The sequence below is a fragment of the Streptomyces sp. NPDC002144 genome, assembly GCF_053593695.1.
This window is the reverse complement of the sequence record NZ_JBSFDB010000002.1, coordinates 297290-323323: the sequence shown is the minus strand read 5'-3', so window position 1 is coordinate 323323 and position 26034 is coordinate 297290. Positions and strand designations below refer to the sequence as shown.

Genomic DNA, 26034 nt, shown 5'->3' with positions numbered 1-26034 from the left:
TGAGTGGTCCCCCGCCAGGCTCGGCGGGGGCCCACTCACGTACGGCCCTACTCCTCGGGCACCATGTCGATCGCTCCGCTCGGGCACTCGGCCGCGCACAGGCCGCAGCCCTTGCAGTAGTCGAGGTCGATCGTGAAACCCTTGCCCGGGCCCAGCTTGGTGATCGCGTTGTCGGGGCAGACGCCGTAGCAGTTGTCGCACTCGAAGCAGTTGCCGCAGGACATGCAGCGTCGGGCCTCGAACAGCGCGGTGGACTCGTCCAGCCCCTGTTTCACCTCGTCGAACGTCGACACGCGCCGCGCCAGCGCCAGTTGCGGCCGGACCGAGGCGGGCGCGTCAGAGTAGTACCAGGTGTTGAGACGGTCGAAGTCGGCCTGGGCGTGCTTGGGGCCGGGCTCGTAGGCCTCTCCGCGCAGATAGGCGTCGATGTGCCGGGCCGCCTTCTTGCCGTGCCCCACGGCGACGGTGACCGTGCGGTCGGCGGGCACCATGTCGCCGCCCGCGAAGACGCCCGCATGGCCGGTCATCAGTCCGTCGGCCACCTGGACCGTGCCGTGGTCCACGGTCAGGTCCGGTACGCCCCGCAGCAGGGACAGGTCGGACTCCTGGCCCAGGGCGAGGACGACCGAGTCGGCCTCGAGTTCCTCGAACTCGCCGGTGGGCTGCGGGAATCCGCTCTCGTCGAGCTCCATGCGCTCGATGGTGATCCGGCCGCCGTCGGCGTGCTTGATGGTCGACAGCCACTTCACCCGCACACCTTCCTCCAGCGCTTCCTCGACCTCCTCGTCGTGCGCGGGCATCCGGTCCCGGGTGCGCCGGTACACGACCACGGCCTCGCTCGCGCCGAGCCTGCGGGCGGTGCGTGCCGCGTCCATGGCGGTGTTGCCGCCGCCGTACACCGCTACCCGCCGCCCGAGCATGGGCGGGCCCTCGCCCTCCATGCTGCCCAGCAGCGACACCGCGTCGAGGATGTGCGCGGTGTCCCCGGCCGGGATGTAGGCGCGCTTGCCGATGCCGGCGCCCACTGCCAGGAACACGGCGGCGAAGCCGCCGTCCCGCTGCGCGGCGAGCACGTCGTCCACACGGGTGTCCGTCTCCAGCCGCACCCCCAGGGCCACGACGCGCTCGATCTCCGCGTCCAGCACCCGGCGCGGCAGGCGGTAGTGCGGGATGCCGTAACGCATCATGCCGCCGGGTTTCTCCTGCGCCTCCCGGATCGTCACCTCGTGGCCGAGCAGCCGCAGATGGTAGGCGGCCGACAGCCCGGCCGGTCCCGAGCCGACCACCAGGACACGCTTGCCGGACGTCGTCTCCGGGGGCGCCACCGTCCAGCCGTGCCGGATCGCCTGGTCGCCCAGGAAGCGCTCCACGGAGTTGATCCCCACTGCGTTGTCGACCTGGACGCGGTTGCAGGCCGTCTCACAAGGGTGGTAGCAGACCCGGCCCATGACGGCGGGCAGCGGGTTGTCCCGCATCAACTGCCGCCACGCGGCCTCGTAGTCACCGCTCTCCGCATGGAAGAGCCACTGCTGGATGTTCTCGCCGGCCGGGCACGCCTGGTTGCACGGCGGCATCCGGTCTACGTAGACGGGACGCTCGGTCCGCCAGGCGCCGGTGCGGTTGGCGAGGCTGGACCCGACGTCCAGGGTGATCGCGAACGGCTTCTCCTTCACGACGGCACCTCCTCCTCGGCGAGCAGCCCGAAACGGGCGATGTTGCGGTCGGCGGTCCGCTGCAGACGGGCGATGACCTCGGTGTGCGGCTCCGGTTCGAAGAGGTGCGCGTACCGCTTCTGCGGACGCAGGTACTCCTCGACGGGCACCCGGCGCCGGATGGGGGTGACGTCGGTGACCTCGCCGTCCCTGGCCTCGAACACCGGGAACAGCCCGGTCTGTTCGGCCAGCCGGGCGATGCGCACCGTGTCGTGGGACGCCGTGCCCCAGCCCAGCGGACAGGGCACCAGCACGTGCAGATAGCGGGCACCGCGCAGGCCCATCGCGCGGTGCACCTTGGCCTCCAGGTCGCGCAGTCCGGCGACGGTGGCCGTGGCGACGTACGGGATCTCGTGCGCCATCGCGATCAGCGGCAGGTTCTTGCCCTGGCCGAACGGCGCGCCCGGCTCGTCGCCGACCGCCTGGGTCGTCGCCGTGCGCGCGGTCGGGGGAGTCGCCCCGGAGCGCTGCACGCCGGTGTTCATGTACGCCTCGTTGTCGTAACAGATGTACAGCACGTCGTCGCCCCGCTCGAACATCCCGGACAGGCAGCCCAGTCCGATGTCGACGGTGCCGCCGTCTCCGCCCTGCCCGACCACCCGGACGTCCGTGCGGCCCTTGGCGCGCAGCGCGGCGGCCACGCCCGCGGCGACGGCCGGGGCGTTGCCGAACAGCGAGTGCAGCCACGGAAGTTGCCAGGACGTCTCCGGATACGGTGTGGAGAACACCTCCAGACAGCCGGTCGCGTTGACGGCGATGACCTTGCCGCCGGCCGCCCGCTGCGCCGCGTCCAGGACGTAGCGGGCGCCCAGCGCCTCGCCGCAGCCCTGGCAGGCGCGGTGACCGCAGGTCAGCGCGTTGGAGCGGCCCGGGTCGGCCTGGTCGGACTGCAACTCCGGCCCCAGCAGCCGGTTCCCGGCGGCGAAGCTGCCCACCTGGTAGAACTTGACCTCGGGTGCGCCAGTCATCGGTTGCTCCCCACATCGCGCAGGATGTTCTCCGCGGACGGACCGGAGCGCCTGGTCTCCTCCATCCGCGCCAACTCCCGCTCCACCAGATCACGGTTGAGGTCCAGGAAAGTGAGCTCCCCGAGCCGCCCGGCGATCGCGTCGTCGAACAGCCGGTGCAGCGAGTCCTTGGTGATCGCCCGGCCGCCGAGCCCGGCGATCACGGTGTGCCCGTCGAGCTGGATCCCGGACAGCGCGGTGCGGACGTTCGCCGACACGATCCCGCCGATGCCGACCGCCAACGCCCGCTCCAGCACCAGGACTTGACGTGCCCGGCCGAGCACGGTGCGCACCGCGTTCAGCGGGAAGGGCCGGAACGACGTGATCGCGAGCGCCCCGATCCGCACCCCGCTCTCGCGCATCTCGTCGACGACGTCGCACACCGTGCCGAACACCGAACCCAGCGCCACGACGACGATGTCGGCGTCCTCGCAGGCGTACGGCTGCACCAGTCCGCCGCTGGCCCGCCCGAAGACCCGCCGGAACTCGTCCGCCACCCGGGGGATCGCGTCGAGTGCCTGCATCTGCTTGGCGTGCGCCAGATAGCGCACCTCCGTGAAGGCGTCCGGGCCGACCATCGCCCCGATCGACAGCGGCTCCTCGGGATCCAGCACCTGACGGGGCTCGTACGGCGGCAGAAACGCGTCGACCTGTGCCTGCTCGGGGACGTCGACGCGCTCCCAGGCGTGGGTGAGGACGAAGCCGTCCATGCACACCATCACCGGCAGCGACAGCTCCTCGGCCAGCCTGAAGGCCTGCGGGTGCAGGTCGGCGGCCTCCTGGTTGTCGCGGGCGTAGAGCTGGATCCAGCCGGAGTCGCGCTGCGACATCGAGTCGCTGTGATCGTTCCAGATGTTGATGGGCGCTCCGATGGCCCGGTTGGCGACCGTCATCACGATCGGCAGGCCGAGCCCGGAGGCGTTGTACAGGGCCTCCACCATGTACAGCAGCCCCTGGCTGGCGGTCGCCGTGTAGGTGCGCGCGCCGGCCGCCGAGGCTCCGATGCACATCGACATGGCGGCGAACTCGGACTCGACGTTGACGTACTCGCACGGTTTCAGCGCGCCCGACTTCGCCAGCCTGCTGAGTTCCTCGACGATGTGGGTCTGCGGGGAGATCGGGTAGGCGGCGATCACCTCGGGCCGGCAGTACCCGACTGTCTCGGCGACGGCCCTTGAGCCCTCAGTCTGCTTGAGCATGAGCGTGTTCCTCCCGGAGCGCTTCCCCTGTGCGGGCGCTCACGTGGTCGAAGGCGTCCCGGGCCGCGGCCGCGTTGGCCGTGCCGAGGTCGCCCGGGAAGCGTTCCGCGATGGCCGCCGTCAGGGAGTCGAGCAGGACACATCCGGTGAGGGCGGCGAGACCGCCCAGCAGAACCGCGTTGGGGACCGGGCGGCCGAAGCGGCGCAGCGCGATCGCGGTCGCCGGGACGGTCAGGGCACGGCCGGCGGCCGTGAGCGCAGGAAGACCCAACTCCTCGACTGCTTGTGATGAGTTGATGAGGACGGACCCTCCGGAGCGCAGTCCGCCGAGGACGTCGATCTGGTGCAGCAGGGTCGCGTCCTGCACCACCAGGGCGTCCGGCCGTGTGACGGGTTCGCGTACGCGGATCGGCCGGTCGTCGATCCGGCAGAAAGCGACGACCGGCGCCCCGGTCCGCTCCGAGCCGAAGCTCGGGAACGCCTGCGCGTGGCGGCCCTCGACGAACGCCGCCACCGACAGCAACTCCGCCGCGGTGACGGCCCCTTGGCCGCCCCGTCCGTGGATGCGCACCTGGAACATGCCGTTCTCCTCACGCGTGCGGGACGATGGCGACCGGGCAGCGGGCGTGGTGCAGCACCGCGTGCGCCACCGGGCCGGTGTGCGGGCCGAGCCTGGCCGGGCGGATCCGGCGGCCCACGACGAGCAGACCGGCGTCGGCCGAGGCGTGCAGCAGGCGCTGCGCGGCGCGGCCGACGTCGACGATGCTGTGGACGTCGACGTTCGGGTACTTCTCCCGCCACGGCCCGAGCGCCAGGTCCAGGGCCCGCTCGGCGTCCTCCCGCGAGGTGGGTCCGGAAGGGACGCGGCGCGGATGCCAGGCGTGAACCGCGCGCAGAGGCGCTCGGCGCAGGGCGGCGGCGTCGAAGGCGAACTCGAGCACTTCGTCGCAGGGATGCGCCGTGTCCACACCGACCACGACGGGCTGGTTCGGGCTCCCGCTCTCCGGCCCCTGCTCGTACCCGGCCGGCACGAGCACGATGGGCCCCTGTGCCCGCGCCACGGTCGCCAGCCCCACGGAGTCGGCGAGCAGACCGGCGAAACCGCTGAAGGCGCGGTTGCCCAGGACCAGCACCTCGGCCTCGGCGGCGAGAAGGGCTTCCGGTGCCGGCCGGGCGATCTGCTCCGCGCCGAGCGGCACCTGGGGGTAGGTCTCCGCGAGCCGGTCCATGGCGCCGCGCAGCACGCGGCCCGCCCAGTACCGAGGCGCGGCGAGCTCGGGAAGGTCCGAGGCCTCGGCGGGCAGCCCCTCGAACGCGTACAGGAGGCGCAGCGAGAGCCCGCGCCGCAGGGCCTCCCTTGCCGCCCAGTCGGCGGCGGCGAGGCTCTCGGCTGAACCGTCCAGTCCTACGACAACGGGTCGCCGCACGTGAAACACCTCCCACGTCGCGCCCGCGCGAGGGCCGGCGGACTCGATGCTTCCAGCGTCCGCACGACACCCCCACCGGGGCAGGGGCTGCTGGGCCCCGGCCCGAGGGCCGAAGGGCCCGGCCGACTCGGGCCCCGGACGTCAGGGGCCGCCGCCCTTGACGGCCGGCCCTGGGACGGGCCCGGGCGACGTCGGGTGGGCCGTGCCCGCGTGCGCTGGTGGGAGCGGGGCGGGGTGCGGGCGGTGGACGGCAGCCTGTGTGTTCGCCATGGTCGGGTGCGCGAGGCGGCGCCGGTGACTGATCTGCGGCGGGGACAGGGCCAGCGAACTCGCCGACGAGAGGCCCAGGTCGGCGGACGCAGTCGCGGCCCTGCCACCGTCGGCGGCGGCCGGAGAAATATTCGACCTGCGGCGCAAGATCAGCCTGTACCTGACCGCCGGGCCCTTCACCCGCCTCGTCCACGTCTGGAGCGCCCTCGTCGGCCATCTCGCGTAACCCACATCGTCCACCGCGTCCGGACCGCGACTCCCCGCCAGACGGCGACGGAGGAACCCGTACCCCGGTGGGCTCCCCGACGAGGACCGATCGGCCCATGCGATCTCTGCGTCTGTGACCGAGCCTGGTAGGAGGCGGTGTTCCCCCGTGGCGGCCGCCGCACCGGCCCCGCGCAGGAGGAGGCGCAGCCATGACCACCGAGACCACACCCCGCTCCGCCAGGAAACTCCCCGCCGTGTACCGGGGCAGACTGATGAGCCTGGCGCACGAGGTGCGCTACCCGGCGGGCACCCGTCTGTTCAGTGAGGGCGGGCGCGCGGACCACTTCTGGATCATCGATTCCGGCACCGTCGCCCTCGACATGCGGGTGCCCGGACGCCAGGCCGCCGTGATCGAGACCCTGGGCGCCGGGGAACTCCTCGGCTGCTCCTGGCTGTACCGGCCGTACACCTGGCGGTTCGGTGCCAGGACGACCGGGCCCGTGTGCGCGCACGAGTTCGACGCCGAGGCCGTCCGGCGGATGTGCGAGGCCGATCCGGACATGGGGCGCTCGATCGCCCTGTGGGTCGGCGAGTCCATGGTGTGCCGGCTCGGTGCCGCCCGCACCCGGCTGCTCGATCTGTACGCCCCCTACGGCAGCGGAGCCCGGGGCTGAGCCGTGCGGTCCCGGGACCTGACCACTCGGCCCGCGATGCTGCCTGGTCGGCCCCTGCAGACCGCGCCCCGGCCGTGAGACGTTCGAGTTGAGAGGCAAGGGGGTGTCGGCACATGGCGGACACGCGGCCCACCCGGGTGAAGAAGGTGCGGTTCTGGCGCTGGCGGCACAATCCGCTGCGCCGCCCCAGCGACACCGCCGAAGCGTGGATCGTCCTGGGCACCTGGACCGTCGCCCTGGCCGGTGGCGTGTTCGCCGGCCAGGCCGCCGACGCCGCCATGCAGGACAGCCTCGCGGCTCGACGGGCGACAATGTCCACCGTGTCGGCGGTGCTCACCCAGGACGCGGACAAGACCCCGCCTGTGTCCACCGGCGACGGCGGTGACGGGGTGGTCTGGGCGAAGGTGCGCTGGACGGCCGCCGACGGGTCCAGCCATACCGGCCTGACTCGGGTCGAGCCGCGAAGCAAGGCGGGCTCCACGGTCGGCGTCTGGATCGACCACCGGGGTGAGCTGGTCTCCAGCCCGCCCAGCGCCACGGAGGCGCGCCTGCAGTCCGAACTGGCCGGTGTCCTGGTCGCGGCCGGCACCGGTGGCGCGGTGGTGGGCTGCGGCTGGGTGGTACGGCTCCGGCTCGACCGGCGGCGGCTGCGCGACTGGGAGACCGAGTGGGCACAGGTCGACCCCCAGTGGCGCAAGAAGATGAACGGCTGACACCGCCGGCCACGTGACCTCGCGGTGGCGTGCCCCCTCACTGGAAGACCGCGTGGACCTCGCCCTCGGTGGCCGTGTGGGACAGCACGAGGATCTCGTCGCCCTCCCGCAGCTCCAGGTCCGGCGCGGGAGTCAGCGGATCCCCGCCCCGGACGACGGCGGCCACGACGATGCCCGGCGGGACGGCCAGCTCGCCGAGGGCGCGCCCGGCGGCGCGGGAGCGCTCACCGATGGTCGTCTCGATCACGTTCACGCCCGCCTTGCTCAGCCGCAGCAGCGCCACCGTGTCGCTGGCGCTGGTGGCCTCCTCGACGAGGGAGACCAGGGGCGCGGCGGCCGGTACGGCGGTGTCGACGCCCCAGTGCTGGGTGAAGAGCCAGGCGTTGTCGTCGTCGTTGACGCGGGCGATGACCCGGGGCACCTTGAACTGGCGCTTGGCGAGCAGGCTGACCACCAGGTTGTCCTCGTCATCGCCGGTGGTGGCGACGACGAGGTCCGCCGCGTGCGCGCCCGCGTCCTCCAGCACGCCCGGTTCGCACGCGTCACCGGCGAGCACCTCGGCGGGGAGGCGGTCCCCGAGCGCGGCCACACGGTCGTCGTCCTGGTCCAGGAGCGTGACCCGGTTGCCGGTCCCGCCCAGAACCTGGGCGATCTGGGTGCCGAGGCGGCCCGCCCCGGCGATGATGATCCTCATGTGCCGAGCTCCTTGTCCAGGAAGTCGCGCAGCCGGCCCAGGGCATCGGCCGCGACGGCGAACGTGACCAGGTCGTCCGCCTCCGCCGGGGTGTGCGGGGTGGGCAGGAACGACCGTCCGCCGCGGGTCACCTCGACGACCCTGATCTCGCCGTCGACCTCCAGATTGCCCATACCGCGGCCGGTGAGGTAGGCGGGCAGCCGGGAACGCAGCAGCACGGTCTCCCCGTTGCCGAAGTCGAGTTCCGGGGTGAGATGGCGGTGCAGCAGCATCTGATGGAGCTGGTGCACGGTCCAGCGCACGCTGGCGATCGTCGGGATGCCCAGGTCACGGTAGATGTCGGCGCGCCGTGGATCGTAGATGCGGGCCAGCACGATCGGCACCCGGTACGTCTCCTTCGCCGTGCGGGCGCTGACGATGTTGGTGTTGTCGCCGGAGGTGACGGCGACGAACGCGTCGGCCAGTTCGATGCCGGCCGACTCCAGCAGCGCGCGGTTGAAACCGTTGCCGTGCAGGACCTGACCGGTGAAGCCCGCCGGCAGCAGTCGCCGGGTTCTCGGGTCGCGGTCGATGACGCGCACGTCGTGGCCCTCGTTGACCAGCTGGACGGCGAGCGCGGAACCGACCCGGCCGCAGCCCACCACGATGACCCTCATCGCGCGGCCTCCTTTCCTGTCGGGGCTCCTGACGGGGCTCCTGTCGTGGCGGGGACGGGCCTGCGACGCACCCACCACTTGCGGACCTCCTCCGCGCCCAGCAGCAGCACGCCGAAGGCGACGAGGACGGCCCAGTCGGCGGCGGCCAGCGGCGCCGTGTTGAACACGTCCTGCAGCAGCGGCACGTAACTGATCGCCGCCATCAGACCGATGCCGAAGCAGCCGGCCGCGATCAGCCGCGGGTTGGAGAACAGCCCCACGCTGAACACGCTCTGCCGGTCCGTGCGCACCGCCAGGGCGTTGAAGAACTGGCTCACCACGATCGCCGCCTGGGTGAGGGTGATCGCCTTGCGGTAGGCGGGGGCGGAGCTGGTGAAGTCGGCGTACGGGATCCCCGAGGCGTGGATCTGCCAGAAGAACACCGCGCATACGCCGATGGACTGCACGGCACCCAGGAACAGGAACCTGCGCACCAGCTCGGCGGAGAACAGCCGCTCGCGGCGGGAGCGGGGCGGACGGTCCATGGTGTCCGGCTCGGGCGGTTCCGCGCCCAGGGCCAGCGCGGGCAGCACGTCCGATCCCAGGTCGATGGCGAGGATCTGCACGGCGGTCAGCGGCACCAGCGGGAAGCCGGCGAAGGCCGCCGCGAGGATCGGGGCGAGCTCGGCGATGTTGTGGCTGAAGAGGTAGGCGAGGAACTTGCGGATGTTGCGGTAGACCGACCGGCCCAGCTCCACTGCCGCGGTGATGGAGGCGAAAGAGTCGTCCAGCAGCACCATCTCGGAGGCCTCGCGGGCGACGTCGGTGCCGGTGGCCCCCATGGACACGCCGATGTCGGCGTGCTTGAGCGCGGGCGCGTCGTTGGCCCCGTCCCCGGTGACGGCCACCACCTCCCCGCGCGCCTGCAGCGCCGCCACCACGCGCATCTTGTGCTCGGGACTGACCCGGCACAGCAGCAGCTGGCCCTGCTCCGCGAGCAGCCCGTCCAGCTCCGCCGCGTCCATGCCGTCCAGGCGGGAGCCGGTCACCACGGTCGGATGAGGGGCGGTGACGATGCCGACGCGGCGGGCGATCGCCTCCGCGGTCAGCGGGTGGTCCCCGGTGACCATCACGATCCGGATGCCGGCCCGTCGGCAGGCTCGGACCGCCTCGGCGACCTCGGGCCTGGGCGGGTCGAGCATGCCGATCAGTCCCAGGAACGTGAGACCGGCCTCGGCCTGCTCCGCCGTGCGCGGCGCCTCGCCGACCGGGCGGACGGCGACGCCCAGGACGCGGAGTCCCTTCCCCGCCATGGTGTCGTTGGCGCCGACGACACCGTCCCGCAGTGGTGCGGTAAGGTCCTGCTCCGCTCCGTGCACCCGTATCCGGATGCAGCGGGCGAGCAGCTCCTGCGGCGCGCCCTTGACGCACAGGACCTCGCCCTCGGGTGTCCGGTGGACGGTGCTCATCAGCTTGCGCACGGGATCGAAGGGGAACTCGCCGATCCGCGGCGCCGCCTCCTTCTCCGTACCCGGGTGCAGGCCGGCCTTGGCCGCGGCGACGAGGATCGCGCCCTCGGTGGTGTCGCCCAGCACCCGCCAGCCCTCGGAGCCCGACGGGGGCACGAGCCGGGCGTCCGTGCACAGCACGGCACTTCGCAGCAGCTCGCGCAGCTCCTCCGCACCGGACACCTCGCCCACCGGGGCGTACCCCACGCCGGACACCTCGTGCCATATCCCGCCGCTCCAGACGCGGGTGACCGTCATCTCGGCCTGGGTGAGGGTGCCGGTCTTGTCGGTGCAGATGACGGTGGTCGAGCCCAGTGCCTCCACCGCCAGCAGCCGCTTGACCAACGCCTGACGGCGGGCCATCCGCCGTACCCCGATGGCCAGCGACACGGACAGCGTCGCGGGGAGTCCCTCGGGCACCATCGCGACCATGACCCCGAGCGCGAACACGAAGGCCGACACCAGGGACTGGCCCGTCTGCAGGCGCAGCGCGAACATGCCGGCGCCGATCGCCACCGCCAGCGCCGCCACCCGCCGCGCCATGACGGCCACCTCGCGCTGCAGGGGCGTCTTCTGGCGCGGTGCCTGATCGGTGAGCCGGAAGATCCTTCCGAACTCGGTCGTCGCGCCGGTGGCGTACACGACGGCCTTGCCGGAGCCGGAGACCACCGTGGTGCCCATGAAGACGCAGTTGCGGGAGTCCAGCGCGGTGTCCGAGGCGGTCGGCTCGCCGACCCGGGCCACGGCCGCGCTCTCGCCGGTCAGCGGCGCGTTGTTCACGGACAGGCCGTGGGCCTCGACCACCCGGCAGTCCGCCGACACCGCGTCCCCCGCCTCCAGGACGACCACGTCCCCGGGGACCAGCGCGCCGGACGGCAGCTCCAGGCGTTCGCCGTCCCGCAGCACCCGGCAGGTGTGCGGCACCATGGCCTGCAAGGTCTCGGCGGTGCGCTCGGCCGAGTACTCCTGCACGAATCCGATCACCGCGTTGAGCACGACGACGCCCAGGATCGCGAAGGCCAACTGCAGGTTCCCGACGTCGCGCGGGTCCTGCAGGGCGTAGGCGAGGAACGTCAGCGCCGACGCCGCGATCAGGACGAGCGCGAACAGGTCGGTGAACTGCGCCAGGAAACGCCGCCACACCCCTTTGCGGCGCGGACGGGGCAGCTCGTTGGGCCCGTATCGCTCCCGCAGTGTGTCGGCGGCACCTTCGGACAGTCCGCGCGGTGATGTGGCGAACGCGGTGAACACCTCGTCGGCGCGCAACTGTTGCACGGGCGGCGCCGAGTCGGCGGGCGGCGTGGCCGTCGGCTTCGCGGCGCGGCCGGCCGGAGCACTCGCGGCGAGATGACTCGGCACGGGACCCCCAGAAGGTGGGACGACTCTTCGCTCCACCCTTCGCCCCGGAAGGTGGAGCCGCCATGGGCCACCCGGTCCCCGTCACAGGGCGAACCCGCCCTGTGACGGGGACCGGCCTTCCCGCTGGGTCCCTACGCCGACCGGCGCGCCGGTGTGCCGAACGGCGGCAGTGCGAGGTGGGCCGTGAACCACTCCCGGGCCAGGTCCGCGACCGTGGACAGCGTGCCGGGTTCCTCGAAGAGGTGGGTGGCGCCGGGGACGACGGTGATCCGGTGGTCGCAGCGCATCCAGTCGGCCGCCAGCCGGTTGAGGCCCAGCACCCGGGTGTCCAGCGAGCCCACGATGAGCAGGGTGGGGGCCCGCACGTGGGCCAGTGCGGCAGGCGTGGCCAGGTCGGGACGGCCGCCGCGGGAGACGACCGCACGGATGTCGAAGTCCACGGAAGCCGCCTCCAGTGCGGCGGCCGCACCGGTGCTGGCCCCGAAGTAGACCACCGGCAGTCCGGTCTCACTGCGCAGCCACAGTGCCGCTTTGCCGAGCCGCCGGGCGAGCAGCACGATGTCGAAGACCTTGTGCCGATCGCGTTCCTCCTCCTCGTTGAGCAGGTCCAGCAGGAGGGTGCCGAGTCCGGCTCGGTTGAGTACGTCGGCGACGTAGCGGTTGCGGGGGCTGTGACGGCCGCTGCCGCTGCCGTGCGCGAACGCCACGACGGCCGGCGCCCCGTCGGGCAGCGTGAACCGTGCCGCCAGCCGAACTCGCCCTGCGGGCACGTCGACGTCGCCGTCCGGCACCGGGCGCGTGGCGCGTGCCAGCAGGTCGGCCACCTCCGTGTCGTCGACCTGGGGGAAAGCGTCGTACCAGGCGCCGACGGAGCCGAAGAAGCGCGGGGACTGCAGACAGACCACCTCGTCCGCGGATCCCCGCAGGCGGCGCACCGTCCGCTCAGGACCGACCGGTACGGCCAGCACCACTCGGCCCGCGCCCCGGTCGTGGACGATCCGGCACGCGACCTCGGCGGTGGCACCGGTGGCCAGACCGTCGTCCACCACCACGACCGTCCGTCCGGTCACAGGAGCGGCAGGACGGTCGCGCCGGTAGAGAGTCGACCGCCGTTCCAGTTCCGCGCGCTCCGCCCGTTCGACTGTCCGCTGAGAGTCCTGCCCCAGCCGGGTCCCCTGGAGGACGTCGTCGTTGAGCACGCGCACACCGGCCTCCCCGACGGCACCGAAAGCCAGCTCCGGCTGCCAGGGCACGCCCAACTTGCGCACCACCAGGGCGTCCAGTTCGGCGCCGAGCTCCCGCGCCACCTCGTAGGCCACGGGCACCCCGCCCCGCGGCAGGCCCAGCACCACGACGTCCCGGCCGCGCAGGTGTTCCAGCCGCCGGGCCAGCCGGCGCCCCGCATCCCTCCGGTCCTGGAAACGCACGGGCCACCTCCTCCTGCGCGCACCGCCGACACGGCGGCGCGAGGGTCCCTTTCCACTTCCATCGTCCCGCCGCCCGGGTCCCCGGCACGGGGGCCACGCGCCCGTGCGCACCGGGCCACCCAGGCCCTCCCACGGGGTCCTTCGGCCCAAGGCAGGGCATGACCGACCCCGAGCTCACCGAACTCCGCCGGGCGGGCCGGATACCGGCGACCGTGCCGGTGTACGTCGACAGTCCGATGGCCCTGGCCGCGCTCGGCGTCTACCGTGACGCTCTGGCGACGCGGGCTCCGGAACTGCGCCCGGAGGTGCTGGCCGAGGGCCCGGCGGCGCTGAGTCCCGATCCGTTCCGTGCCGTGCGGTCACTGCAGGAGTCCGTCGAGCTGGGGCATGCGGGAGGGCCGGCCGTCATCGTCTCGGCGTCCGGCATGGCCACCGGAGGGCGTGTGCTGCACCATCTGCGGCGCGTGCTGCCGGACCCACGCAACGCCGTCGTCGTGGTGGGCTTTGCCGCCGCGGGCACCCGGGCCAGGGACCTCGTGGACGGCTGGACCGCCGTCGTGCCGCGCTCCGGAGAGCGGGTGCTGGTCCGCTGAGCGCTCAGTAGGGCATCGGGCGCCCCGACGGGCTGCGCAGGTCTTGGGGCTCGGGGCGGCGAGGCGTCCCGGGGCGACGGGTTTCGTGAATCCGCTTCATGACCGTCGCCTCCTGCGGGAAGGGGGGAGGTTCCGGTGACTCGGAACACCGCCACCGACAAGCCTCGTCCGCCGCCGGACCCGTCGCCATGAGGCCACCGACCCCCGATCATGGGCCGGGCCGGCCTCGGCACCGGGGCCGGTCGGCCCATCCCGTGGGCGGCGGGCGCCGCAGGACCCGGGACAAGGGCCGCTCGAGACCTCTGTTCGGGACGATCGGCTCATGTGCCCTGCTCCGCAACGGAGTTGGCTGGAGATGACAGGAACGACGCCCACCCGAGAGGGGGAGAGGACAGTGGGTACGAGTCTCACACCGGAGTTCTACGAAAGGTTCGCCTTGCTGCTGGTCGCAGCGATGGGCGTGACCTTCGTCCTCACGATGCTGTTCGACGCGCTCGCGCTGCGGCTGGCGCGGCGGCGCGGCCAGACCCCGCCCGCGCCGCCGCCTTCGGTGCCGCCGACGCGGATGCCCCACCCGCCCGCGGGCACGGACCACCGTACGCCCGTCGGCTGCTGAGGCCCGTGGCGCGCGCTCAGCGCGTCAGGACCTCGGCGATCCGGGCCGTCCAGCCGTCCACGGCGTCCCAGTCGCGGTAGTCCCCGAAGCGGCCGCCCACCAGGCGGAACATGATCCGTCCGGTCAGGGGCAGATGAGCCGGCGCGATGACGCCCGAGAACAGGGCGTGCTCCCGCGGCACCAGTTCGCCGGGCAGGCTCTCCACGATCACGGATGCCTCTCTCGGCGCCAGACGCCTCCAGGGGCCGCGCAGGGCGGCCGGCATCCCGACACTGAAGATCCACAGCGGCCGTGCGCCGAGCAGGTCGAGGTTGTCGCGGACGAAGTCCTTGGCGGGCTCGAGCCAGGTCTGCCCGTGCACGGCGCTGCCCAGGACGAACGCGGCGTACGCGTCGGCGTCGTCCACCGTCCGCAGATCCCTGGCCTCGACTCTCAGCCCGGCCCCGGCCAGGCCGGCCACGACGCGGTCGGCCGTCTCGCGCGTCGATCCGTGGACGGTCGCGTATCCGACCAGGACGTCCATGACGTCACCTCGGCATGTGATCTATGCGGCACCGCTACGGACGCCGACGGGGGCGGGCACCGTGACCACGGGGACCGTCGCGTGGCGCAGACACTCACGGCCCACCGCACCCACGCCGGTCAGCTGCCGTTGCGGGTGGGAGCCACGGCCCAGAGCGAGGAGGAGGGCCCCGTGGGCCTGCTGGAGCAGGACGCGGACCGGCGGCCCCTCCACCAGCACCGCGTGCATGGCCGGGTCGACGCGCGGGCCGAAGGTGTCGCGCACCGTGTGGGCGAGGAGTTCGGCCGCTCGCTCCCGCTGCTCCGCGGCCGTGGGGCGCGCGGCGACGGGAGCATAGGGCGCCATGCCTGCCGTGGCCGGCTCCCACGCGTGTACGACCACCAGCCGTGTGCCCAGGGCACACGCCTGCTCCAGTGCCCAGCGCAGTGCGGCCCGTGACGCATCGGATCCGTCGACGCCCACCACGATGCCCTTGTCACTGACACGTTCGCTCACGGTTGCCTCCCCGGACGGCTTTCCCTCCTCCACCGTGCCCCGTCCCGAGACCCGACGGCGTGGGCCCACCGGGACCGGGCTGGTGCCGAGCGGCCCCTGTCCCACGGTCGGGACGGGGGCCGCTTCTCCGGGTGATCGTCGTCGGCACTCAGTGCCGGTAGTGCCGGTGGTCGTCACCGGGGCCGAAGCAGTGCCGTTCCTCGATGACGGTCTCGTTGTCGCCGGGCCGCTGGTGGCCGGCCACGGTGGCCATGAACATCAGCGGTGCGCATGGTCGTCCTCCTCGCTTCACGGCGCCCGGTGGGGCACCGACAGCTCACAACTTGCGCAGCCAGTCCTCCGAGACCCCGTGCACGGCCTGTGCGGCGGGTTGGTGGCGGGTGTCGTCGTACCGGTAGGTGAGCCGGTCGACGACGGCGACACCGTCGAGGCGGCGCGTCAGGGAGAGCGCGACGGACTTGTCGCTGCGCCGCTCCAGGCGGTCCCTGAGGGCGACCACGCCGTCCCGCACGCCGACCTGGACGATGTGCGGCCGGAGCGCGTTGACTAAGACCTCCTGGCGGACCTCGCGCCGGATGGCGTCGTCCGAGCGCAGGAACACGCGCAGCAGGTCGTGCCGGGTGACGATGCCGACGAGCCGGTCCTCCTCGTCCACCACGGGAAGCCTTTCGACGCCGTGCCGCATCATGACGCGGGCGGCCTCGGTGGCCGTCGCGTCGGTGTGCACGGTGACGGCGGGCTTCGACATCAGCTCACCCGCGGTGCGTGCGCGGCTCTTCGCGCCGCCGTGCCGGATGCCGTGACGCACCCTACCCAGCCACCCGCCGGGGAAGCCCGGCTCGGGCCGGGACTGGTGCAGCACGAGATCGGTCGCCCTGGTCCTCCTTCCCTGCAGCCGGCCGTGGGTCAGCGCAGCCGGCGCAGATACGGGTCATGGGCGTGCCGCGGCTCGAGCCGCACCCGGACGTCCAGGACGCTCACGCCCCGCGGCCCGGACAAGACCGGATTGAGGTCGGCCTGTGCCAGCTGCGGCAGGTCGCAGGCCATCCGGGACAGCCGGTGCAGTACCTGCTCCAGGGCCTCGACATCGGCGGTCGGGCTGCCGGCGTAGCCGAAGAGGAGCGGGGTGGTGCGCGCAGACGTGATGAGTTCGCGCACGTCGTGGTCGGTGAGCGGGGCCAGCCGTGCGGTCCGGTCGGCGAGCAGTTCGGTCGCCGTACCGCCGAGTCCGAAGGCCACGAGCGGGCCGAAGACCTCGTCCTGCTTGACGCCCGCGAACCACTCGGTGCCGCGCTCGGCCAGCGGCTGGACCACCACGCCGGTGAGCCGGTCGCCGAAACGGGCGACCAGGTCGCGGTGGGCGGCCCGCACCTGGGCCGCGTTGTGCAGATCGAGGTGGACGGCGTGCTGCTCGCTCTTGTGCAGCAGACCCGGCCAGTGGGCCTTCATGACGACCCGGCCGTCACTGCCTGCCAGGCGCTGCGCGGCGGCGACCGCCTCGTCTTCGTCCCGCGCCCACGCCCAGGGGAGCTGCGGGACGCCGTAGCAGCCGAGCAGGGTGGCGATGGCCTGCGGGTCCAGCCAGCCGCCCTCGGGGTTGTCGTCCAGGAAGGCGGCGACCAGATCCCTGGCCCGGTGCGTTTCCACGTCCGCCAACTCCGGTATTGGAGAAGGTGGTTGAGCCAGCCAGCGGGACCGTGCCGCGGCATGGGCCAGGGCGCGTGCGGCGTCCTGGGCGTCGCAGTAGGCGGGGACCTTGTGCTCGTCGCGGGCGGCGAGCAGCTCCACCCGGGCGGCCTGGGCGGGCAGTACCGCGACGACCGGACGGGGGAGCGGACCGGGGGCGGCCGTCAGGGAGCGGACCAGGTCGTCGCCGGTCGCGGCGGCGACGGCGGTGGGCACCAGGGTCACGAGGACGGCGTCCACGGCTCCGTGCGCCGTGAGGCGTTCCACACAGGCACGCAACTGCTTCTCGCTCACGGCCGCCGTGGTGTCCACCGGGTTCGTGGCGGTGGCGCCCGCGGGCAGCAGGGTGAGGAGTTCGTCGATGAGGTTCGTGCCCAGCGCAGGCACGCTGAGGCCCATGTCCGCGCAGGCGTCGGTGGCCAGCACGCCTCCTCCCGCGGTGTTGGAGACGACGGCGACCTTTGTGCCGCTCGGCAGCGGCTGCGAGTGCAACAGGGCTGCCGTGTCGAGGAGTTCGGCCATCGAGTGGGTGGCGGTGATGCCGGCCTGGGTGAACAGGGCCTGCCGGGTCACGGTGGGGGCGGTGCGCCGCCCGGTCTCGGACCTGCCGGCGTCGACGGTGAGGACCGGCATGCGGCGGCTGACCCGGCGGGCGGTGCGGGAGAAGGCGCGCGGGTTGCCGAAGGACTCCAGGTGCAGCAGCGCCAGCTCGGTGCGGCCGTCGCTCTCCCACCACTGCAGCATGTCGTTGCCGCTGACGTCGTACTTGTCCCCCAGGGACGCGAACGACGACACGCCGATGCCCAGCCGGGACAGCCCGTCCAGCAGCGCGATGCCCACCCCGCCCGACTGCACCGCCACACCCGCGGTCCCGGGGCTCGGGTGGTTCGCGGCGAAGGTCGCGTCCAGGCGGACGGACTCGTCCGTGTTGGCCAGACCCAGGCATTCGGGGCCTGCCAGCCTCATGTCGTAGCGGCGGCAGGCACCCGTCAGGCCGCCGGCCTGGTGGGCGTCGAGCCCCGAGGAGACGACCAGCAGCGCCCGTACACCCGCCTTTCCGCAGGCCTCGGCCGTTTGGGGGACGGCCGGCGCGGGCACGGCGATCACGGCAAGGTCGGGGACCTCGGGCAGCGCCGTCACGGACGGGTACGCGTGCACCCCGGAAATCGAGGAGACCTCCGGATGCACGGCGAAGACACGGCCCCCGAACGACCCCCGGCAGATGTTGCGCAGGATGGCACGGCCCAGGGACCCGGGCTTGCGGCCGGCGCCGATCACCGCGACCGAGTGGGGTTGGAGCAGCGGGCGCAGGCTGACGACGTCGGCGGTCCGGCCCCGGGTGTCGACGGCGCTCAAGTACCCCTCGTCCTCGGTGAGACGGACCGTCCAGGACACCTCGGGGCCGTCGTAGTGGGGCAGGACGTGCAGCCCGAGGTCGCGGAAGACCGTCCTCAGCTCGTGGTTGTCGGAGAGGGCGTCCGCCGTGAACGCGGTGACACCCGCCGCGCGGGCGGCGTCGGCGAGGTGCTCCACCAGCAGGGTGGCGACACCGCGGTGGTGCCAGCCCTCCGCCACCGCCAGGGAGATCTCGGCTGTGGTGCCGGGCGGTACGACCTCATACTCGACCAGGCCCACGAGCCGGTCGGCGTGCTCTGCGGCCAGGGCACAGTAGCCCGGCCGCGCGGGACCTGCGTCGGCCACCCGGTCGGCGGCCTGTGCGGCGGAGGCCCGGCCCACGGTGAAGAACCTCTGTCGCAGGTTCTCGGGCGACATCTCCTCGTACAGCCGCCGCACCGCGGCACGGTCACGGTAGTCGGCCCGCCGGATGCGGACGGTCCTGCCGTCGGTGAGCAGCGCGTGCACCGGTGCTTGCCGGACGTCCGTCATGGCACACCTCTCTCCACGTCTCGCCTTCAGCGTCCGCCCCGGGCAGCCGGCGCCCCAGGGGCTGACCGGGCCGGAAGCCGGGCCGAGCGGCCCTCGCCCGCTGCGCGCGGACCGCCGCATGGGCCGAACGGCCCCGCCCGGGGCCGAACCACCCCTCGTGCGCCCCGGCCGGCGGTGCGACCGTGAGGGTGAGCCCCGCGCCGCACGCCCGTGCGGTCCAGGAAGGCGGTGAGGACGATGATGGAGCTGCCCCTTGTCGTAGGTGTCGACGGATCGCACGCGAGCCTGGCCGCCGTCGACTGGGCGGTGGACGAGGCCGCCCGCCACGGGCTGCCGGTGCGGCTCGTGTACGCCTCCCTGTGGGAGCGCTACGAGGGCGTGGCGCCGTCCACGAGCCGTGACCGTCCCTCCGAGCAGGTGATGGCGGAGACCATCGTCCAATCCGCCGCCGACCGGGCCCGGCTGCGCAACCCCGAGGTGAAGGTGTCCGCCGAGGTGGTCCCCGAGGAGGCGGCCGACGCGCTGCTGCGCGAGGGCAACAACGCCTCCGCCGTGGTGACCGGCTCGCGGGGACGCGGTGAGCTCCAGGGGCTGCTCCTCGGTTCCGTCGGCCTGACGGTGGCGTCCCGGGCGTACTGCCCCGTGATCGTGGTCCGGGGCGACAAAGCGGGGCTCGCGGGCACGCATGAGCGGATCGTGCTCGGGGCGGGGGACCCCGCGACCGGCGCCGAGGCCGTACGGTTCGCGTTCCGTGAGGCCGAGGCGCGCGGCGGCGTGCTCGACGTCGTGCGCGCCTGGCGCTGCCCCGCGCTGGAGGGCGCCGACCACCCCCAGCTGGCCGGAGACCCGGCGCATCAGCACGAGCAGCAGGCGTCCGCCCTGATCGACGCCCTGCTGCACGACGCGACGGCCGACCACCCGTCGGTCCGGGTGCGCCGCAACACGGTGGAGGGCCCGGCCCGCTCGGTGCTGCTGAACCGCTCCGCCGCCGCCGACCTGGTGATCATCGGAGCGCGTCGCAGGGCCGGCCACTTCGGGTTCCAGCTCGGCCGGGTGGGCCACACCCTGCTGCACCACGCGGACTGCCCCGTGGCGATCGTGCCGCAACGCGTGTGAGCGCGAGGGTGCGGGGAGGCCCGAGGTGACGGACTGGATCTGGGAGTACGAGGGCTACGACCCCGCGGACGAACGGCTGCGGGAGTCCCTGTGCACTTTGGGCAACGGCTGCTTCGCCACCCGGGGCGCGCTGCCGGAGTGCGCCGCGGACGAGGTGCACTACCCGGGCACCTATGTCGCGGGCTGCTACAACCGGCTCCCCTCCGACGTGGCCGGGCGCCGGGTCGAGAACGAGGACATGGTCAATGTGCCGAACTGGCTGCCGTTGCGGTTCCGGCTGCCCGGCGGACCGTGGCTGACGCCGGACGCCGCGCCCGTGCTCGACCACCGGATGCGTCTGCACCTGGCCTCCGGGGTGTTGGAGCGCCGGACCCGGTACGGGCTGGGCGACGGCCGTGAGTTGACGGTGCGTCAGCAACGGTTGGTGCACATGGCCGATCCCCATCTGGCGGCCCTGCGGACCGAGTTCACGGCGGAGGGCTTCTCCGGTGACCTCGAAGTCGAAGCCGCCCTCGACGGTGGCGTCACCAACGCGGGCGTGCCGCGCTACCGCGACCTGGACGGCCGCCATCTCACCCATGTGCACACCGGCACCGCCGCTCCGGACACGGTCTGGCTGCGCTGCCGCACCCGTACCTCGGACATCCGGATCGGCATCGCGGCCCGGCTCACCGTCGACGCGCCCGTCACGACGCGGCACGAGGAACCCCGCGCCGTCCAGCGGGTCCGGCTTCGGCTGACGGCCGGCCGTACGACCACCCTGGACAAGACCGTCGCCCTGCACACCTCACGCGACCCCGCCATCAGCGACCCGCTGTACGCCGCCGTCGAGCGGGTCAGCCGTGCCCCCGGCTTCGACGAGCTGTTGGAGTCCCACCTGACGGCCTGGGACCAGCTGTGGCGCCGGGCCGAACTGGACGTTCCGGGAGAGCCGGGTCGCATCCTGCGCCTGCATCTCTTCCACGTCCTGCAGACCGTGTCGCCGCACACCGCCGACCTCGACGTCGGGGTGCCGGCCCGCGGCCTGCACGGCGAGGCCTACCGGGGCCATGTCTTCTGGGACGAGCTGTTCGTCCTGCCCTACCTCGACCTGCACTTCCCCGAGGTCGCCCGCGCCCTGCTGCGCTACCGCCACCGCCGCCTGGAACAGGCCTGCACCGCAGCCCGCGAGGCCGGCCGCAGGGGCGCCATGTACCCCTGGCAGAGCGGCAGCGACGGCCGTGAGGAGAGCCAGCGTCTGCATCTCAACCCGCGCTCCGGCCGCTGGCTGCCCGACCACTCCCGGCTGCAGTACCACGTCGGTTCGGCGATCGCGTACAACGCGTGGCAGTACTGCCAGGCCAGCGGGGACACGGAGTTCCTGCACACCAAGGCCGCGGAGATGCTGCTGCAGATCGCGCGCTTCTGGGCTGATGCGGCCGTCTACGACGACCGCATGGAACGGCACCGGATCAAGGGCGTGATGGGACCCGACGAGTACCACGACGCCTATCCCGGTGCCGAATCACCCGGCCTCGACGACAACGCATACACAAACGTCACGGCCGCCTGGGTGCTCACCCGGACCCTGGAGCTGCTCGACTCCCTGCCCGAGCCCCGTCGCCGCGAACTCGTCGAACGCACCGGCCTGGACGGGGGCGAGCTGGAGCTGTGGGAGGACGTCTCGCGCACCCTGTACGTGCCCTTCCACCGAGGCGTCATCAGCCAGTTCGAGGGCTACGGCGACCTCGCCGAACTCGACTGGGACGGCTACCGCGAGCGCTACGGGGACATCCGCCGACTGGACCGCATCCTGGAGGCGGAGGGCGACAGCGTCAACCGGTACCAGGTTTCCAAGCAGGCCGACGTCCTGATGCTCGGCTACCTCTTCTCACCGGACGAACTCCGGTCCCTGTTCAAGCGGTTGGGGCTGCGGCTGGAGGAGGACACCTGGCAGCGCACCGTCGACTACTACCTGCGCCGTCACCAGCCACGGCTCCACCCTCAGCGGTCTCGTCCACGGCTGGGTGCTCGCCCGCGCCCGACGCGCCGAGGCCTGGAAGTACTGCCAGGAAGCGCTCCGGGGCGACATCGCCGACCTGCAGGGTGGCACCACCGGCGAAGGCATCCATCTCGGCGCCATGGCCGGCACCCTCGACCTCGTCCAGCGCGGACTGACCGGCCTGGAGACCCGCGAGGGTGCGCTCTGGCTGGACCCGGTTCCGCTGCCGGAGCTGTCGTCGTACGGGTTCGTACTGCGCTACCGGGGCCACTGGGGCGTACGGCTGCGACTCGCGCACGGGCGGCTGGAGATCGCCGTACCCGCGTCGGACGAGTCGCCCATCGACGTACGGCTGCCCGACCGCGTGGTGTGTCTGCGGCCGGGGGAGACCGGACATCTCCTGCTCGCCGGGCAGGGCTGAGTCGGCGGCTTGGGCCCATCGGCCCCCCGGGACAGCCCTGGCGGCCCCTGTCCGCGCCGGAGCACGGACCCGAGTCTGGTCGTAGGAGCGGGTCGAGCGAGGGAGGTGCGGGCCCATGCCGGCGCCGGTGATCGTGGGGGTGGACGGATCGGCCGAGAGCCTTGCCGCGGCGGCCTGGGCCGCCCGGGAGGCGGAACGCCGTGGCCGGGGGCTGCGGCTGCTGCACGCCTGGGAATGGAGCCCGCCCGCGGGGCGGGAGAGTCCGGGCGGCGCCGTTCAGCGCCATCTGGCGCGGCGGGCCCTGCGGCAGGCGGAGGAGTACGTCCGCGCGACCAGCCCGGGCATGCGCCTCACGGACGAGCAGGTCGAGGGGCCGGCGGTCGCCGCGCTGCTGCGGGCGGCCGGACAGGCGGACCTGCTGGTGCTCGGCACTCGCGGACTCAGCGGGTTCACCGGCTTCCTGGTGGGGTCGGTGGCGCTCGGCGTGGTCGCGAGGGCCACGCGGCCCGTGGTCCTCGTCCGGGCCGCGGAGCGGGCCGAGGACGAGCACATGCCCGCCTCCGACGGCTGCCTCTCCACGCGGACCCGCTACCGGGACGTGGTGCTGGGCGTCGACGCGGACGACCCGGCCGAGGCGGCGATCGGCTTCGCCTTCGAGGAGGCCCGGCTGCGCCACGCGCGGCTGCGGGCGGTCCACGCCTGTCCGGCGCGCGCGGCGGTCGACGGCCCGTGGGACGCGGCGGACCGGGAGGGCCTGCTCACCGACGTACTGCGGCCGTGGCGGGAGAAGTACCCCGGCGTCGAGGTGGCGGAAACCGTCGTACCGGGCCGGGCCCAGCCCGTGCTGATCCGGGCCGCCCGCCCCGCGAGTCTGCTGGTCGTCGGCCACCGTGTCGCCGAGCGACCCCTGGGACCGTTCACCGGTCCCGTCACGCACGCCGTGATCCACCACGTCGCCTGCCCGGTCGCCGTGGTCCCGCACTACTGAGCGAGGTGACCCGCTGTGTACTGGTACCACCACGGAATGAACGCCTGGGGCTGGTTCACGATGTCGATCGGCACGCTCCTGTTCTGGACCGTGCTCATCACTGTCGGCGTGCTCCTCTACCGCTCCCTGGGCCGCGGCTCCGACCGTCCGCACACCCCCGCCGACGCCTCGCCCGAGCGACTGCTCGCCGAGCGGTTCGCCCGCGGCGAGATCGACGAGGAGGAGTACCGGCGCCGTCTCGCCGTGCTGCGCACGGACGGCCCGAGCCTGACGAAACACTGAGGAGGTGCGCCCCATGCCGGCGCGACCACTCGACGACAGGACCGTCGCGGCACTGGTGTCCGCCGCGACGGCCGCACCCTCCCTGCACAACGCGCAGCCCTGGCGCTTCCGCCACGACTCGGCCGCGCACACCGTCGAACTGCGGCCGGACCTCGGCCGGACCATGCCCCGCACGGACCCCGACCACCGGGCCCTCCACCTCGGCTGCGGCGCGGCCCTGTTCAACCTGCGGGTCGCCGCGGCGCACCACGGCCTGCACACCGACACCGGCATCCTGCCCGATCCGTCCGACCCGTACCTGCTCGCCACCGTCCACCTGACCGGGACCGACCGCCCGGACCGTCAACTCGCCCCGCTGTTCCCGGCGATACCCCGCCGGCACACCAGCCGCCACCCCTTCGAGGAGAAGACCCTCCCGGCCGACGTCCAGGAGGCGCTGCGAGAGGCCGCCGAACAGGAGGACGCGCAACTGGTCTTCCCCGACCAATGGCATGTCGAGGCGCTGCTCGACCACGTCCGCGACGCCGAGGGACGCGACACGCTGGAGCCCGGACGCCTGGAGGAGGTACGGCGCTGGACCCGGGCCGGTGAGGCGGACCCCGACGGCATTCCCGCCTCCGCATTCGGACCGCGCAGCAGATCGGGCCGCGCACCCGTACGGGACTTCGCCGGGCGCGGCCACCTGCCCGACCGTCCGGCCGTCGCCTTCGAGACCGCTCCCAACCTGGCCCTGTTGGGCACCGCCCATGACCGCCCCGCCGACTGGCTGCGCGCCGGACAGGCACTGGAACGGGTCCTGTTGCTGGCCACGCTGCACGGACTGGCCACGGCACTGACCTCCCACGCCCTGGAACGCACCGACCTGCGCGCACTGGCCCGTGACCCCAGGTCGGCGATGGGGTTCGTGCACATGGTGCTGCGCCTGGGATACGGGCCCGCGGGCGCTGCGACGCCGCGCCGGCCGGTCTCCGACGTACTGGAGACGGTCTGAGCACGGGCCGACCGGGCACCGCGCAACGGGACCAATGGACCGCACCCGGGACCAGCGGCCGCTCACCCGGGCCGACGCCGCCGAGCAAGATCGAAGCAAAGGAAACCTCCGCAGCGTCAAGCCCGAGGAGCATCACCATGCCCAGCTCGACGAGGAGCGCGGCGAAACCCGCTCCCGGAGCCCGACTCGGTCTGCCGGCCGCGTCCGCTCTGGTCATCGGCAGCATCATCGGCACCGGCGTCTTCGCCCTGCCGTCGGCGCTCGCACCCTACGGGCCCATCGCCCTGGTCGCGTTCGGCGCCGTCACCCTCGGCGCGCTCGCGCTGGCCGTGACGTTCGGCGCACTGTCCGGACGGGTCCCGGCGAGCGGCGGCCCGTACGTCTACGCCCGCGAGGCGTTCGGCGAGTTCGCCGGATTTCTGAACGCGTGGTCGTACTGGATCACCGCCTGGGCCGGGAACGCGGCGATCGTGGTGGCCTGGGTCGGGTATGTGGAGGTGTTTGTCAACACCGGGCATCGCACCGGGATCTCGGTGGCCATCGCACTCGTCGGACTGTGGATCCCGGCCGCGATCAACCTCAGCGGGGTGCGCAACACCGGCGCCTTCCAAGTCGTCACCACAGTGCTGAAGTTCGTGCCGCTCGTCCTCATGGCCACCGTGGGGCTGCTGTTCGTCGATCCGCGCAACTTCGGCGCCTTCAACGCGAGTCACCAGTCCGCGCTCGGCGCGATCTCGGCCGCCGGTGCCATCGCCCTGTTCAGCTACCTCGGTCTGGAGGCCGCCTCGGTGGTCGCCGGCCGCGTCCGAGACCCCGAGCGCAACGTGCCCCGCGCCACCGTCTACGGCACCCTCGCCTGCGCCGTCATCTACATCCTCGGCACCCTCGCCGTCTTCGGTACCGTCTCGCACGGCGAACTCGGTTCATCCACCGCCCCGTTCACCGACGCCGCCAACAACATCGTCGGCGGCAGCTGGGCGGGCGACGCCGTCGCCGTGGCCGCCATCGTCTCCGGCATCGGCGCCCTCAACGGCTGGACCATGCTGTGCGCCGAGATGCCCTACGCCGCCGCCCGCGACGGGCTCTTCCCCCGGTCCTTCGCCAGGCTGCGGGGCCCGAGCGGCGTGCCGGCCTTCGGCATCGTCGCCTCCACCGTCCTCGCCTCGCTGATCACCGTGTTCAGCTACACCCGCTTCGAGGACGTCTTCACCCGGATCGTGCTGCTGAGCGTGCTCACGGCCGTCATCCCCTACCTGTTCTCCGCGGCGGCCCAGTTGTACTGGCTGCTCACCCACGGCCGGCGGAGCCTGGCCCCCCGGCGCCTGGCCCGTGACGTGACCGTCGCCGCGCTCGCCATGGCCTTCTCGTACTGGTCCATCCAGGGCAGCGGCTACCAGACCGTCTACTACGGCCTGTTCGTGCTGCTGCTCGGCCTGCCGGTCTACATCTGGCTCAAGCGGGACCACGGCGAGTACGGCCACGAGACGCCCGCCGGCTCCGACATTCCGCGGGCGAGGGCGCCCGAGACACCGCCGCCGGTCGCCCGCGTCCCGCGGCAACCGGGGCCCCGCGGCCCGCGCCGGACCTTCCTCCGCCACCACGACTGACCCTTCAGGGAAGGCA

The 26034-nt window shown here is 73.0% G+C and carries 22 protein-coding genes and 1 pseudogene; 10 read left to right on the top strand and 13 right to left on the bottom strand.

Annotation, left to right across the window (positions count from 1 at the left end; translation table 11 throughout):
- Nucleotides 1-47: 47 nt before the first annotated feature.
- The 5 genes from ACWCQ1_RS03920 to ACWCQ1_RS03900 are packed head-to-tail and all read right to left on the bottom strand — an operon-like array spanning nucleotide 48 to nucleotide 5345.
- Nucleotides 48-1673, bottom strand: a complete 1626-nt coding sequence (locus tag ACWCQ1_RS03920; protein WP_451025768.1) for an NAD(P)-binding protein — start codon at nucleotides 1671-1673, stop codon at nucleotides 48-50.
- Complete coding sequence (locus ACWCQ1_RS03915) at nucleotides 1670-2680, bottom strand: thiamine pyrophosphate-dependent enzyme (RefSeq protein ID WP_451025767.1); 1011 nt, start codon at nucleotides 2678-2680, stop codon at nucleotides 1670-1672. Before ACWCQ1_RS03915 ends, ACWCQ1_RS03920 begins: the two co-directional genes overlap by 4 nt.
- A complete protein-coding gene (porA, locus tag ACWCQ1_RS03910; RefSeq protein ID WP_358605746.1) occupies nucleotides 2677-3918 on the bottom strand; it encodes a pyruvate ferredoxin oxidoreductase in 1242 nt (413 codons plus the stop codon). The genes ACWCQ1_RS03915 and porA overlap by 4 nt, the downstream gene beginning before the upstream one ends.
- Nucleotides 3902-4498 carry a 2-oxoacid:acceptor oxidoreductase family protein gene (locus ACWCQ1_RS03905; RefSeq protein WP_358605744.1) on the bottom strand — a complete coding sequence of 199 codons (597 nt, stop codon included), beginning with the start codon at nucleotides 4496-4498 and terminating at the stop codon, nucleotides 3902-3904. Before ACWCQ1_RS03905 ends, porA begins: the two co-directional genes overlap by 17 nt.
- A gap of 10 nt (nucleotides 4499-4508) precedes the next feature.
- The gene (locus tag ACWCQ1_RS03900; RefSeq protein WP_451025766.1) at nucleotides 4509-5345 is read right to left on the bottom strand and encodes a universal stress protein; all 837 of its coding nucleotides are present in this window, start codon (nucleotides 5343-5345) and stop codon (nucleotides 4509-4511) included.
- Nucleotides 5346-6031: 686 nt separating this feature from the next.
- Here ACWCQ1_RS03900 and ACWCQ1_RS03895 point away from each other — a divergent pair.
- Entirely contained in the window at nucleotides 6032-6496 is a 465-nt protein-coding gene (locus ACWCQ1_RS03895; RefSeq protein ID WP_451025765.1) for a cyclic nucleotide-binding domain-containing protein, read from the top strand.
- Nucleotides 6497-6609: 113 nt separating this feature from the next.
- Nucleotides 6610-7209 carry an Rv1733c family protein gene (locus ACWCQ1_RS03890; RefSeq protein ID WP_358605736.1) on the top strand — a complete coding sequence of 200 codons (600 nt, stop codon included), beginning with the start codon at nucleotides 6610-6612 and terminating at the stop codon, nucleotides 7207-7209.
- Between the two features lie 37 nt (nucleotides 7210-7246).
- On the opposite strand, the gene ACWCQ1_RS03885 is transcribed toward ACWCQ1_RS03890, so the two are convergent.
- The 4 genes from ACWCQ1_RS03885 to ACWCQ1_RS03870 all read right to left on the bottom strand — a co-directional run bounded on the left by ACWCQ1_RS03885 (nucleotide 7247) and on the right by ACWCQ1_RS03870 (nucleotide 12832).
- Nucleotides 7247-7903 (bottom strand): potassium channel family protein, encoded by a 657-nt coding sequence (locus tag ACWCQ1_RS03885; protein ID WP_358605733.1) that lies wholly within the window; start codon nucleotides 7901-7903, stop codon nucleotides 7247-7249.
- Complete coding sequence (locus ACWCQ1_RS03880; RefSeq protein WP_451025764.1) at nucleotides 7900-8559, bottom strand: potassium channel family protein; 660 nt, start codon at nucleotides 8557-8559, stop codon at nucleotides 7900-7902. The genes ACWCQ1_RS03885 and ACWCQ1_RS03880 overlap by 4 nt, the downstream gene beginning before the upstream one ends.
- Nucleotides 8556-11405 (bottom strand): cation-translocating P-type ATPase, encoded by a 2850-nt coding sequence (locus ACWCQ1_RS03875; RefSeq protein WP_451025763.1) that lies wholly within the window; start codon nucleotides 11403-11405, stop codon nucleotides 8556-8558. The genes ACWCQ1_RS03880 and ACWCQ1_RS03875 overlap by 4 nt, the downstream gene beginning before the upstream one ends.
- A gap of 131 nt (nucleotides 11406-11536) precedes the next feature.
- Nucleotides 11537-12832: a phosphoribosyltransferase family protein gene (locus ACWCQ1_RS03870; protein ID WP_451025762.1), complete on the bottom strand. Its 1296-nt coding sequence runs from the start codon at nucleotides 12830-12832 to the stop codon at nucleotides 11537-11539.
- Nucleotides 12833-12990: 158 nt separating this feature from the next.
- Between ACWCQ1_RS03870 and ACWCQ1_RS03865 the strand changes: the two genes are divergently transcribed.
- Both ACWCQ1_RS03865 and ACWCQ1_RS03860 read left to right on the top strand, forming a co-directional pair.
- Nucleotides 12991-13425 (top strand): hypothetical protein, encoded by a 435-nt coding sequence (locus tag ACWCQ1_RS03865; protein ID WP_451025761.1) that lies wholly within the window; start codon nucleotides 12991-12993, stop codon nucleotides 13423-13425.
- Between the two features lie 394 nt (nucleotides 13426-13819).
- Nucleotides 13820-14041 carry a hypothetical protein gene (locus ACWCQ1_RS03860; protein WP_133045274.1) on the top strand — a complete coding sequence of 74 codons (222 nt, stop codon included), beginning with the start codon at nucleotides 13820-13822 and terminating at the stop codon, nucleotides 14039-14041.
- Nucleotides 14042-14057: 16 nt separating this feature from the next.
- Here the strand turns inward: ACWCQ1_RS03860 and ACWCQ1_RS03855 are convergent, their stop codons facing one another.
- From ACWCQ1_RS03855 to ACWCQ1_RS03840, 4 genes are all read right to left on the bottom strand, one after another.
- Nucleotides 14058-14564, bottom strand: a complete 507-nt coding sequence (locus ACWCQ1_RS03855) for a flavodoxin domain-containing protein (protein ID WP_451025760.1) — start codon at nucleotides 14562-14564, stop codon at nucleotides 14058-14060.
- Between the two features lie 21 nt (nucleotides 14565-14585).
- Nucleotides 14586-15059, bottom strand: a complete 474-nt coding sequence (locus ACWCQ1_RS03850; protein WP_451025759.1) for a universal stress protein — start codon at nucleotides 15057-15059, stop codon at nucleotides 14586-14588.
- 316 nt (nucleotides 15060-15375) lie between these two features.
- Nucleotides 15376-15867: a CBS domain-containing protein gene (locus ACWCQ1_RS03845; protein ID WP_451025758.1), complete on the bottom strand. Its 492-nt coding sequence runs from the start codon at nucleotides 15865-15867 to the stop codon at nucleotides 15376-15378.
- 98 nt (nucleotides 15868-15965) lie between these two features.
- A complete protein-coding gene (locus tag ACWCQ1_RS03840; protein ID WP_451025757.1) occupies nucleotides 15966-18632 on the bottom strand; it encodes a bifunctional acetate--CoA ligase family protein/GNAT family N-acetyltransferase in 2667 nt (888 codons plus the stop codon).
- A 240-nt stretch (nucleotides 18633-18872) separates the two neighbouring features.
- Between ACWCQ1_RS03840 and ACWCQ1_RS03835 the strand changes: the two genes are divergently transcribed.
- The 6 genes and pseudogenes from ACWCQ1_RS03835 (at nucleotide 18873) to ACWCQ1_RS03810 (ending at nucleotide 26018) form a co-directional block, all read left to right on the top strand.
- Nucleotides 18873-19748 (top strand): universal stress protein, encoded by an 876-nt coding sequence (locus ACWCQ1_RS03835; protein WP_451025869.1) that lies wholly within the window; start codon nucleotides 18873-18875, stop codon nucleotides 19746-19748.
- 25 nt (nucleotides 19749-19773) lie between these two features.
- Nucleotides 19774-22150: pseudogene (locus ACWCQ1_RS03830) on the top strand (glycoside hydrolase family 65 protein).
- Nucleotides 22151-22265: 115 nt separating this feature from the next.
- A complete protein-coding gene (locus ACWCQ1_RS03825) occupies nucleotides 22266-23138 on the top strand; it encodes a universal stress protein (RefSeq protein ID WP_358608298.1) in 873 nt (290 codons plus the stop codon).
- A gap of 36 nt (nucleotides 23139-23174) precedes the next feature.
- Nucleotides 23175-23420, top strand: a complete 246-nt coding sequence (locus ACWCQ1_RS03820; protein WP_451025756.1) for an SHOCT domain-containing protein — start codon at nucleotides 23175-23177, stop codon at nucleotides 23418-23420.
- Between the two features lie 13 nt (nucleotides 23421-23433).
- Nucleotides 23434-24411 carry an Acg family FMN-binding oxidoreductase gene (locus tag ACWCQ1_RS03815; protein WP_358608292.1) on the top strand — a complete coding sequence of 326 codons (978 nt, stop codon included), beginning with the start codon at nucleotides 23434-23436 and terminating at the stop codon, nucleotides 24409-24411.
- Between the two features lie 137 nt (nucleotides 24412-24548).
- A complete protein-coding gene (locus ACWCQ1_RS03810) occupies nucleotides 24549-26018 on the top strand; it encodes an APC family permease (protein ID WP_358608290.1) in 1470 nt (489 codons plus the stop codon).
- Nucleotides 26019-26034: the final 16 nt, after the last annotated feature.

Bases quoted from the DNA above. Each gene is read 5' to 3' on its own strand.
- ACWCQ1_RS03915 (WP_451025767.1), bottom strand. From the start codon at position 2,680: ATGACTGGCGCACCCGAGGTCAAGTTCTACCAGGTGGGCAGCTTCGCC.
- ACWCQ1_RS03885 (WP_358605733.1), bottom strand. From the start codon at position 7,903: ATGAGGATCATCATCGCCGGGGCGGGCCGCCTCGGCACCCAGATCGCC.
- ACWCQ1_RS03855 (WP_451025760.1), bottom strand. From the start codon at position 14,564: ATGGACGTCCTGGTCGGATACGCGACCGTCCACGGATCGACGCGCGAG.
- ACWCQ1_RS03835 (WP_451025869.1), top strand. From the start codon at position 18,873: ATGGAGCTGCCCCTTGTCGTAGGTGTCGACGGATCGCACGCGAGCCTG.
- ACWCQ1_RS03905 (WP_358605744.1), bottom strand. From the start codon at position 4,498: ATGTTCCAGGTGCGCATCCACGGACGGGGCGGCCAAGGGGCCGTCACC.
- ACWCQ1_RS03890 (WP_358605736.1), top strand. From the start codon at position 6,610: ATGGCGGACACGCGGCCCACCCGGGTGAAGAAGGTGCGGTTCTGGCGC.
- ACWCQ1_RS03895 (WP_451025765.1), top strand. From the start codon at position 6,032: ATGACCACCGAGACCACACCCCGCTCCGCCAGGAAACTCCCCGCCGTG.
- ACWCQ1_RS03880 (WP_451025764.1), bottom strand. From the start codon at position 8,559: ATGAGGGTCATCGTGGTGGGCTGCGGCCGGGTCGGTTCCGCGCTCGCC.
- porA (WP_358605746.1), bottom strand. From the start codon at position 3,918: ATGCTCAAGCAGACTGAGGGCTCAAGGGCCGTCGCCGAGACAGTCGGG.
- ACWCQ1_RS03820 (WP_451025756.1), top strand. From the start codon at position 23,175: ATGAACGCCTGGGGCTGGTTCACGATGTCGATCGGCACGCTCCTGTTC.
- ACWCQ1_RS03810 (WP_358608290.1), top strand. From the start codon at position 24,549: ATGCCCAGCTCGACGAGGAGCGCGGCGAAACCCGCTCCCGGAGCCCGA.
- ACWCQ1_RS03815 (WP_358608292.1), top strand. From the start codon at position 23,434: ATGCCGGCGCGACCACTCGACGACAGGACCGTCGCGGCACTGGTGTCC.
- ACWCQ1_RS03865 (WP_451025761.1), top strand. From the start codon at position 12,991: ATGACCGACCCCGAGCTCACCGAACTCCGCCGGGCGGGCCGGATACCG.
- ACWCQ1_RS03840 (WP_451025757.1), bottom strand. From the start codon at position 18,632: ATGACGGACGTCCGGCAAGCACCGGTGCACGCGCTGCTCACCGACGGC.
- ACWCQ1_RS03825 (WP_358608298.1), top strand. From the start codon at position 22,266: ATGCCGGCGCCGGTGATCGTGGGGGTGGACGGATCGGCCGAGAGCCTT.